This window comes from Limnohabitans planktonicus II-D5 (assembly GCF_001270065.2).
GTDB classification, from domain to species: Bacteria; Pseudomonadota; Gammaproteobacteria; order Burkholderiales; family Burkholderiaceae_C; genus Limnohabitans_A; species Limnohabitans_A planktonicus.
This window is the reverse complement of the sequence record NZ_LFYT02000007.1, coordinates 22,373-31,654: the sequence shown is the minus strand read 5'-3', so window position 1 is coordinate 31,654 and position 9,282 is coordinate 22,373. Positions and strand designations below refer to the sequence as shown.

Annotated in this window: 13 protein-coding genes; all 13 read left to right on the top strand. The window is 56.1% G+C overall.

The window, feature by feature from the left end; all coding sequences use genetic code 11:
• Nucleotides 1–704: 704 nt before the first annotated feature.
• Nucleotides 705–1,118, top strand: coding sequence for a type II toxin-antitoxin system RelE/ParE family toxin (locus H663_RS28085; RefSeq protein ID WP_240620453.1), 414 nt, complete (start codon nucleotides 705–707; stop codon nucleotides 1,116–1,118).
• Between the two features lies 1 nt (nucleotide 1,119).
• Complete coding sequence (locus H663_RS28080) at nucleotides 1,120–1,437, top strand: helix-turn-helix domain-containing protein (protein ID WP_053173422.1); 318 nt, start codon at nucleotides 1,120–1,122, stop codon at nucleotides 1,435–1,437.
• 145 nt (nucleotides 1,438–1,582) lie between these two features.
• Nucleotides 1,583–1,909 carry a type II toxin-antitoxin system RelE/ParE family toxin gene (locus H663_RS28075; protein ID WP_083451210.1) on the top strand — a complete coding sequence of 109 codons (327 nt, stop codon included), beginning with the start codon at nucleotides 1,583–1,585 and terminating at the stop codon, nucleotides 1,907–1,909.
• Nucleotides 1,906–2,214, top strand: coding sequence for an addiction module antidote protein (locus tag H663_RS28070; protein WP_053173424.1), 309 nt, complete (start codon nucleotides 1,906–1,908; stop codon nucleotides 2,212–2,214). Before H663_RS28075 ends, H663_RS28070 begins: the two co-directional genes overlap by 4 nt.
• Nucleotides 2,215–2,726: 512 nt before the next feature.
• The gene (locus H663_RS28065) at nucleotides 2,727–3,017 is read left to right on the top strand and encodes a nucleotidyltransferase family protein (protein ID WP_053173664.1); all 291 of its coding nucleotides are present in this window, start codon (nucleotides 2,727–2,729) and stop codon (nucleotides 3,015–3,017) included.
• A gap of 59 nt (nucleotides 3,018–3,076) precedes the next feature.
• Entirely contained in the window at nucleotides 3,077–3,400 is a 324-nt protein-coding gene (locus H663_RS28060) for a HepT-like ribonuclease domain-containing protein (RefSeq protein ID WP_240620457.1), read from the top strand.
• Nucleotides 3,401–4,053: 653 nt separating this feature from the next.
• Complete coding sequence (locus tag H663_RS28055) at nucleotides 4,054–4,335, top strand: BrnT family toxin (RefSeq protein WP_053173426.1); 282 nt, start codon at nucleotides 4,054–4,056, stop codon at nucleotides 4,333–4,335.
• Nucleotides 4,335–4,616, top strand: coding sequence for an antitoxin (locus H663_RS28050; RefSeq protein ID WP_053173428.1), 282 nt, complete (start codon nucleotides 4,335–4,337; stop codon nucleotides 4,614–4,616). The genes H663_RS28055 and H663_RS28050 overlap by 1 nt, the downstream gene beginning before the upstream one ends.
• 368 nt (nucleotides 4,617–4,984) lie before the next feature.
• Nucleotides 4,985–5,302, top strand: coding sequence for a helix-turn-helix domain-containing protein (locus H663_RS28045; protein WP_053173430.1), 318 nt, complete (start codon nucleotides 4,985–4,987; stop codon nucleotides 5,300–5,302).
• Between the two features lie 184 nt (nucleotides 5,303–5,486).
• Nucleotides 5,487–5,912 (top strand): DUF6088 family protein, encoded by a 426-nt coding sequence (locus H663_RS28040; protein WP_053173666.1) that lies wholly within the window; start codon nucleotides 5,487–5,489, stop codon nucleotides 5,910–5,912.
• Nucleotides 5,884–6,843 (top strand): nucleotidyl transferase AbiEii/AbiGii toxin family protein, encoded by a 960-nt coding sequence (locus H663_RS28035; protein ID WP_053173432.1) that lies wholly within the window; start codon nucleotides 5,884–5,886, stop codon nucleotides 6,841–6,843. The genes H663_RS28040 and H663_RS28035 overlap by 29 nt, the downstream gene beginning before the upstream one ends.
• 590 nt (nucleotides 6,844–7,433) lie before the next feature.
• Nucleotides 7,434–8,426, top strand: a complete 993-nt coding sequence (locus tag H663_RS28030) for a glycosyltransferase (protein WP_053173434.1) — start codon at nucleotides 7,434–7,436, stop codon at nucleotides 8,424–8,426.
• Nucleotides 8,416–9,240, top strand: a complete 825-nt coding sequence (locus H663_RS28025) for an FkbM family methyltransferase (RefSeq protein ID WP_053173436.1) — start codon at nucleotides 8,416–8,418, stop codon at nucleotides 9,238–9,240. Before H663_RS28030 ends, H663_RS28025 begins: the two co-directional genes overlap by 11 nt.
• The last annotated feature ends 42 nt before the right edge of the window (nucleotides 9,241–9,282 follow it).

Below are 9,282 nucleotides of genomic sequence, written 5' to 3'. Positions count from 1 at the left end.
CCGTGGCTGTCCTACAGGTCGACCCCCTGTAGGTCGGTCCTTGTAGGTCGGTACTCGAAGAGTCCGACGTTGCTGGCCCCACCCACAACGCCGCTCTCTCCCCCCAAAACCCGCCCCCCATGGCGGGTTTTTTTTACCCCGCCTCCAGCAAGCCTGTCCGCGTAGGTCGGCACTCGAAGAGTCCGACGTTGCCAGCCCACCCACAACGTCAAAACCCAACCCAACCATTCACACCATTCCAACCAACCGTCGGGGTCTCCAACCACCGACCTACGCATACCGTTTCCTCGTATGCGAACCGTTGGCTTTTCGTAGGTCGGCACTCGAAGAGTCCGACATTGCCAGCCCACCCACAACGTCAAAACCCAACCCAACAACCTACAAAATAACTTCTAACAACCTCCCCGATTGACACCTTAAGTATCCATCATCATTACCAAAAATGACCAACCACACCAATTCCGATTGTTTTAATTTGTAAACACCCACCAATCCAGCAACAAACCCAAAACCATCACCCAAAACACGCACACAACCCGTAGGCCATCGCGACCATTGCAACCAACGTCGGGGTCTCCGACCACCGACCTACGCACACCGCTTCCCCGTAGGTCGGCACTCGAAGAGTCCGACATGGATGCCCGATCACCCACAGTGCCCCTAATCACCCATAGCCTTTTGACAGCACCATTCCTGCATTTGACTTGGATAACACTTTGTGTGACACTTGGAAAGAGGGCAGGGGGACAAAAATGCAGGTGTTTAAAAATGCGTGGTTCACACGTTTTGCTCGAAAAGAAAGAATTTCGTCGGACGATCTCTTGGACGCTGTGAATCGCGTATCGCAAGGTTTGTTCGATGCCGATTTGGGTTCAGGGGTCTACAAACAGCGCATCGCCAGGCCGGGGCAGGGCAGATCAAAAGGCTATCGCAGCATCCTGTTGTTTCGCAAAGATGAGCGGTGTTTTTTTGTCTACGGTTATGCCAAGAGCGAGTTGGAAAATATCACGGCGCAAGAAGAAATTCAGTTCCGTTTGATGGCGCGTCATGTGTTGAATTTGTCGCAGGATCAGTTGGCCTTGTTGATGGCCAACGGCCAGTTTGAAGAGGTGAATTGATATGGTGAAAAAATACAAAAGCGATGCGCTCGCCGCTGTGCACGAGACGATGGAAGCGCTGCATGAAGTGGGTGCAGTGGGCCGCCAAACCATGCGCGAATTTGATGCGTCATGCCTGACACCCATTGAGCCTTTGGCCCCCGAAGCGATCAAGGCTTTGCGGCTGCGTGAACACATTTCTCAACCTGTGTTTGCAAGGTATTTGAATGTGTCAAAAAACCTGGTGTCCGATTGGGAACGCGGCATCAAAAAACCCGGCGGCCCCGCCCTGCGCTTGCTTACCGTGATCCAGCACAAGGGCTTGCTGGCGATTGCCTGACGAAGCGGCCATTGCGGCCATTCCAACCCAACGTCGGGGTCTACGACCGCCGACCTACGAGCACAGCGCCCGTAGGTCGGCACTCGAAGAGTCCGACATGTCCTGATGTGCTTGAATTTTGTCGTTTATAGACGATAATTTGACGATGTTCACCGTCCGCCATTACCTGACTGAAGATGCGCGAGATCCTTTTCAGGAGTGGTTGAAGAGGCTGCGTGACCCCATTGCAAAGGTGCAAGTGGTCAAACGAATCAATCGGATAGAGGGTGGAAATTTCGGTGACCACAAGCCCTGCCGCGAAGGGGTGTGGGAACTGCGAATCGATCAGGGCGCTGGTTATCGCGTGTACTACGCGTTGGCCAGCAACGTGGTTGTGCTGCTGGTTTGCGGTGGTGACAAGGGTTCCCAAGATGCCGACATCGAGCGGGCCATTGGGTATTGGAAAGACTGGCAACGGAGGCCTGACAAATGAAAGATCGAAGCCACGAAGAGGCCATGGTGGAGCTGTTTCGGGACGACCCGCAGTTCGCTGCCGATTACCTCACTCAGTTGCTGCAAGACGGCGAGCCTGCTGATTTGTTGGTCGCTTTGCGTCAGATCGCAAACGCCCACGGCGGTGTGCGCGCCGTTGCCAAGGAAACAGCGCTCAACGCGAACCAGCTCTATCGCACCCTTTCAGCGCAAGGCAACCCCGAATTGCGCAGCCTCTTTGTGGTGCTCAAAGCCCTAGGCCTGCGCCTGGCCATTCAACCGGATACGCAACATCTGGCCATCTGAAATCTATTCCTCCAAGTTAGCAAGCTCATCAAGATTGCGCGCTGTTTCAACCAAACGTCGGGGTCTTTGACCGCCGACCTACGAATACCGCTTGCCCGTAGGTCGGCACTCGAAGAGTCCGACATGGATGCCCGATCAACCCCATCTCCCACCCGGCCATCCGTGCCATTTCAACCAAACGTCGGGGTCTCCGACCACCGACCTACGCATACCGCTTGCCCATCACCCATGGCGGCCATTTCAACCAAACGTCGGGGTCTCCGACCACCGACCTGCGAACACCACATGCTGTTTCATGTCACGCATTCCCCTCGTAGGTCGGTGGCTTTAGCCCCGACATGGACGCCCACTCAATCACCGTCGCTCAACTCGCCCATCAACTTCTATCACCGATGAATCCCGTTTCAGTTTGCCCTTTGGCTACCGATAACGGCGCAGAAAAAACGCAATGCATCAAGCCTTTGGATGACGGGCTGTATGATCAAAAAAGTCGTCCAATTTGGGGTAATCGCATGAAGCCTTCAGATGCTTTTCAAATGCACCGAGTCACTATTCGCACAGTGGTCGAGCGTCATCACGCCAGCAATGCGCGGGTGTTTGGATCTGTGCTGCACGGTGATGATCAGGAGGGCAGCGATTTGGACATTCTGATTGACCCGACGCCCGAAACTACGCTGTTCGACATCGGTGCCATTCGTCATGAGCTGCTGCAACTGCTGGGAGTACCGGTTGATGTGCTGACGCCCAATGCCTTACCCGAAAAATTCCGTGCCCAAGTTCTTGCCGAGGCCCGACCGGTATGACGCGTGATCAACAGCGTTTGACGGACTACCTCGCGCACATTCTCGAAGCCATCTAGCGCATCGAAGATTATGTCTCTGACATGGACGAATTGGCATTTCTGGGCAGCAAGTTGGTACAGGATGCCGTGATTCGTAATTTTGAGGTCATCGGTGAGGCCAGCAACAACATCGGGAAGCACTATCCAAGTTTCGTTGCCGAGCATCCTGAGTTGCCGCTGGCCTTTGCTTATCAGATGCGCAACGCTGTGGCTCATGGCTACTTCAAGGTGGACTTTGAAATCGTCTGGAAAACAATCGAGCGTGACCTTCCAAGCTTGTATTTTCAAATACAGAAAGCCATGCGTGACATCAATGACGAAGACGATGTCGGCATGCAAAACTGAGTGCCTGTAAGTTTGCACAAGGTTGCGCCACACATAACGCGCATGTGTTGACTTCTCTCACAGGTCGGCACTCGAAGAGTCCTACGTTGGCCGCTCAACCAACGTCGGGGTCTCCGACCACCGACCTACGCGTACCGCTTGCCCATCACCCATGGCGGCCATTTCTACCAAACGTCGGGGTCTTCTACCACCGACCTACGCATACCGCATCCCCGTAGGTCGGCACTCGAAGAGTCCGACGTGGACGCCCGATCCACCCCAAAGACCACCCCGGCCATCCGTGCCATTTCAAACAACGTCGGGGTCTCCGACCACCGACCTACGAGCACCGCGTGTGCTCCCCCTGTAGGAGCCAGCCCTGCTGGCGATCAACGCTGGCCAAACCACCAACGTCGGGGTCTTCGACCACCGACCTACGAAAAACAAATGCCACGTATCCCGATGGTGCGAAATCGTTCCGCTTCGAAAATCCCCCGCGTTCCGACGGGGTGCTACACACGAACTCCGCTTCGCTTCGCAACGCCGTCGATCGTCATCGTAGGTCGCCACGCGAAGAGTCCGACGTCGACGTCTCATTCATTCAGAAGTGTAAAAAAATCAGACGTTTATCCATGCCATTGACGGTACTTTTTATGTGTGCCTAAAATGCACACATGCAGAATCCGAAAATTTACAATTGGAATGCTGAAAAAAACCATCTGTTGATTCGTGAACGCGGCATTTCTTTTGAACGGATTGTTTTTGAAATTACCAACGGCAATGAAATTGATGTGGTCGCGCATCCCAATCAAGACAAGTATCCGGGCCAGTTGATTTCGCTTGTGCAGGTAGATGAATACGTCTACGCCGTACCATTCGTTGAAAACGAAACCGAAATTTTTTTAAAAACCATCATCCCAAGTGGCAAGGCGATGCGGCAATACAGGAGCAAGTGATGAAGAAAAAACCAAGCTACGACAACGAAGAGTTGGAGATCCTCCAGGCCTTGGAGGCCGGTACGCTGAAATCGGTGCGCAATGCTTCGGCGCAAATCAAAAAACACCGCGCTGCAGCCGAGGCCACGTTCAAAAAAGACCAGCGCCTGAATATCCGAATTTCAAGCCGAGACTTGAAAAACCTCCAGGCCCGCGCACTGGAGGAGGGCGTTCCTTATCAAACGTTCGCAGCCAGTTTGCTTCACAAATTTGTCAGCGGCCACCTCGTCAGCCCAAGATAACAAACACGCTCCGTGGCCGGTTTTTTTCCACACCCCCGTAGGAGCCAGCCCTGCTGGCGATAAATGTGCGCCCGCTCAACCACCGTCGGGGCTAAAGCCACCGACCTACGCATACCGAATACCGTTTCTGCATGCGTGCCGGGATGCGTATTCGGTCTCCGCACCGATATGCGTTTTGGTATCCGTAAGTCGGTGCTCGAAGAGTCCGACGTTGCCCGCTCAACCACTGTCGGGGCTAAAGCCACCGACCTGCGAATACCGAAAGCCCTGCCCCCTGTAGGAGCCAGCCCTGCTGGCGATAGCACCCTGCGATCTTTTGAACGCCGTCCATCGCGTAAACAATGGTCAGTTTGAAGAGGTGAATTGAGATGGTAAAAAAATACAAAAGCGATGCGCTTGCCGCTGTCCACGAGACGATGGAGGCGCTGCATGAAGTGGGTGCAGTGGGCCGCCAAACCATGCGCGAATTTGACGAGTCGTGCCTGACACCCATTGAGCCTTTGGCCCCCGAGGCGATCAAGGCTTTGCGGCTGCGTGAACACATTTCTCAACCTGTGTTTGCAAGGTATTTGAATGTGTCAAAAAACCTGGTGTCCGATTGGGAACGCGGCATCAAAAAACCCGGCGGCCCCGCCCTGCGCCTGCTCACCGTGATCCAGCACAAGGGCTTGCTGGCGATTGCCTGACGAAGCGGCCATTTCATCCAAACGTCGGGGTCTCCGACCGCCGACCTACGCATACCGCGCCCCCGTAGGTCGGCTGTTCGTAGGTCGGCACTCGAAGAGTCCGACATCTGCCATATCACCCCTGCAAATATCTCGATTTCATATATAGTGCATGAGCATTGTTTGCATCACCAGGGAGGGCGCGATGAGTCGGTACAGTTTGAAAGACAAGATGGTTCGGTCCATTGCTTTGCGCAAGGGTGAGGTGGTCATGCGTGCGGATTTTGAGCGCATGGGCAGCCCCAGCCAGATCAGCCGGGTGCTCAAGGAGCTGATCGCCGATGGCAAGATTGTGCGTTTGGGTTACGGCACCTATGCCAAGGCGCGGCCCAGCACGATTTCGGGTAAACCGGTGCCGCGTGTGTCGCTTGCCGATTTGGCTCTGGAGGCGCTTGAAAAGCTCGATGTGCCTGTCAAGTTGGGCCGAGCCCAGCGGGCTTATGCAGAAGGCCGGACCACGCAGATTCCGGTGCGCACAACGTTCGATACCGGTCATCGCCGCATTACCCGCAAGATCACAGTTGGAATCAGCACGGTGCGCTATGAAAACAATTACAACGCAAGAGCATGATTGGATTGAGGACGTCATCGGTGAAGGGCTGACGTCGCTGGCTGAGGCGATTCTGGAAAAAGACCTTATCCTGACCCAAGCCATTCGCCACATCGCTCATACCGACAACGATGGCATTCAGCTGGTGTTTTGCGGGGGCACATGTTTGTCCAAAGCGCACAGGCTGATCGAGCGGATGTCCGAGGATGTGGATTTCAAATTGGTCGTGCCCGATGGGCTGTCGCGCACTGCCCGCAGCAAGCGCCTCAGTCAGTTCAAAAAACGCTTGGTCCAGGTGCTGCAAGACGCCGGATTCCATGTGCCGCCAGAGCAGATCGTGGCGCGTGACGAGAACAGTTATGTGGCGCTTAATTTGCATTACGCGAGCCGTTTTTCGCCTGTCGCAAGTTTGCGACCCGAGATCAAGGTGGAGTTCAACGCCCGCCCACCGATGCTGCCCACGGCGCCCCTGCCGATACGGTCCATTCTTGATGAGTTGCTGGACGCGCCCACGGATGACTTCAAAATCGAGTGCATCAGTGTGGATGAGACCTTGGCCGAAAAGGTCTTGTCTTTTTTGCGCCGCACCGCCGAGGCGCGTGCAGGACGTAACCGTGCGGCTTACGACGACCGCCTGGTGCGTCACCTCTACGATGTGCGCGCGATTGCAGCCAGTCATGATCGTTTGATGAGCGCATTGCCCCACGCCCATTTCGGCGCGCTGGTGGCTGGTGATGCCGCGCAGTACCGTAATCAATACCCCGAGTTCGAGCGCGACCCCGTCGGCCAGATGCGCGAAGTGCTGCAGGCATTGCACAAAGAGCCCAACAGTTTTGAGCGCGACTACCGCCAGTTTGTCAATGAATTGGTCTTCGGCGAATCCGTCCCATTCGTCGAAGCCCGCACCGTGTTCGTTACTCTGGCCGAACGTCTGCTCAGCCCCTCACCGTGAAGTTGGCACCAGAACAACTCCATCTCCCACCCCGGCCATTCGTGCCATTGCAACCAAACGTCGGGGTCTCCGACCGCCGACCTACGCATACCGCGCCCCCGTAGGTCGGCACTCGAAGAGTCCGACATGGACGCCCGATCCACCCCATCGCTCACCCTGCCATTCGTGCCATTTCAGCCAAACGTCGGGGTCTTCGACCACCGACCTACGCATACCGCTTGCCCATCGCGGCCATCACAACCCAACCTCGGGGTCTCCGACCACCGACCTGCGCGCACCGCGCCCTCGTAGGTCGGTACTCGAAGAGTCCGACATCTTCCTGATCAGCCAGCAAAATAGTTGCAGGCTCAAAAACTTCCCGTGAAATTACCCAATTGGGGGTTTTTTCTTGCTGTATTTATCGATATCTTCAAAACAAATTAATTTAATCGCCAAAAAACAAAACCAATTCTGGTTTTAAAAACTTCCATTAAATTTGCGCTTTATGTCAATTTATGGACAGAAGCGTCACGTTTGTGGGAAGTTGACGAGGTGATGACTTGGATTGAAGGGATGCGGATGACCATGAATGCATGCGGGGGGCTTTCCAGATGAAGCCTTCTATTTATTACGCTTGTCGTTTGCCGGTGGCTGCCGGGGGCGAGTTGGTGAATTTTCAGCATGTGGCGATTTTGCGGCGCAAGGGGTGGCGGGCTTTTGCGCTGCTCGATGACGGCTCCAAGGTGGCTGTGCCCAGTCGGCCGTATGCGGTGCCGATGGTGCAGCTGGGTGATGCGATGGTGTTTCAGCCTGACGATGTGTTGGTGCTGCCCGAGATCACGCCGCCTTCGGCCTGGGAGAAGTTTGCGGCTTTGCCTTGTCGCAAGGTGATGCACAACCAGAATCCCTATTACACGTTTCAAAGTTTCGCGTCGATGCAGGCGCTCAATGCCTATGGGCTGGCGGGGGGGCTGTGTTGCAGCCGCTTCACGGCGCAGATGCTGGGCCGCCTGGGCACGCAGCTGAACTGGCAAGTGGTTCGGCCTTTTGTGTTGCCGGTGTTTGCGCAAGGGGCGGACAAGCCCAAGAAGCGCCAGGTGGCGTTCATGCCGCGCAAGCGGCCGGTGGATGGCATGTTGTTGCGTCAGATCTTTGCCAATTTGCACCCGCACCTGGCCGATGTGCCTTGGGTGGAGATCAGCAACATGGCGCGCCCGCAGGTGGCGCAGGTGCTGGGCGAGTCGCAGGTGTTTGCGAGTTTGAGCCATTACGAGGGCCTGGGTTTGCCGCCTTTGGAGGCCATGGCTGCAGGTTCGTTGGTGTGTGGTTTTGACGGTCAAGGGGGGCAGGAATACGCCACGCCGGACAACGGTTTTTGGGTGGCCGACGGCGATCTGGAGGGCTTTGCCCATGCCGTGGCCAAGGCCCTGGAGCTGCCTGCCGAGGAGGCGCAGATGCGGGTGTTGATGGGGCAGGCAACGGTGTCGCATTACACCGAGTCGCGTTTTGAACAAGAGCTGGAATTGGCCTGGCGCACAGTGCTGGGCGATCAGTGCAGCGATTTCATGTTGCCTCATCCTGCAGGAGAAGCGCATGCGAATTAACCATTTGATCCAGGCGGATGTGACAGCGCCGGTGGTGGCAGCGGGCGCGCATGCGCGCTTTTGGATGGATTCTTGCGGCGGTCGCGATCAGGTGGCGCAGCAGATGCAGCGCGATGGTTGGCAGGCGTATGAGGCACCGTTGCCCGATCTGTTGGCACGCTGGTGCCACGGCTTGCAGCCTTTGATGATCGACATCGGGGCGAACACGGGTTTTTACAGTTTGCTGGCCGCCGCTTGCGGCGCACGCCATGTGCATGCGTTCGAGCCGGTGACGGAAATCGTCGAGGTCTTGCAGGCGAACGTGACCATCTCGGAGTTGTCTGAGCGCATCACGCTGCATCAGGTGGCTTTGGGTGCGCAGGCGGGCGAGGGTTTGTTGTTCATGCCCACGACCGAGCATGGGCTGGTGGAGACATCGGCTTCGTTGAATCCGAAGTTCCGCAGCCAGCATTCGGGCCAGCGGGCGGTGCCGGTGCGCAAGCTCGATGACTTGATGCCCAGCCTGACGCAGGGCATGACGCCCGGCCAGCCGCTGCTCATGAAGATCGATGTGGAGACGGCCGAGTCAGAAGTATTGACCGGTGCCATGCAGGTGCTGCACCACTGGCGCCCGGCGCTGGTGTGCGAGATTTTGCAGGGCACGGATGTGCGTTTTTGGCAGGGCCTGGTGCAGCGTTTTGACTATGTGCACTTTGCCATGAAGCCGCAGGCGCCTTGGCTCAATGCCGAACTGCAGGTGGTGCCCAATGACCGCGCTCGCGACCATGTGTTTTTGCCCAAGGAGAACTTGGTGCAGTGGATGGCTTGTTTGTGAAGCAGGCTGCTGATTTTTTTCAACGATTGAACAAGACCCCAA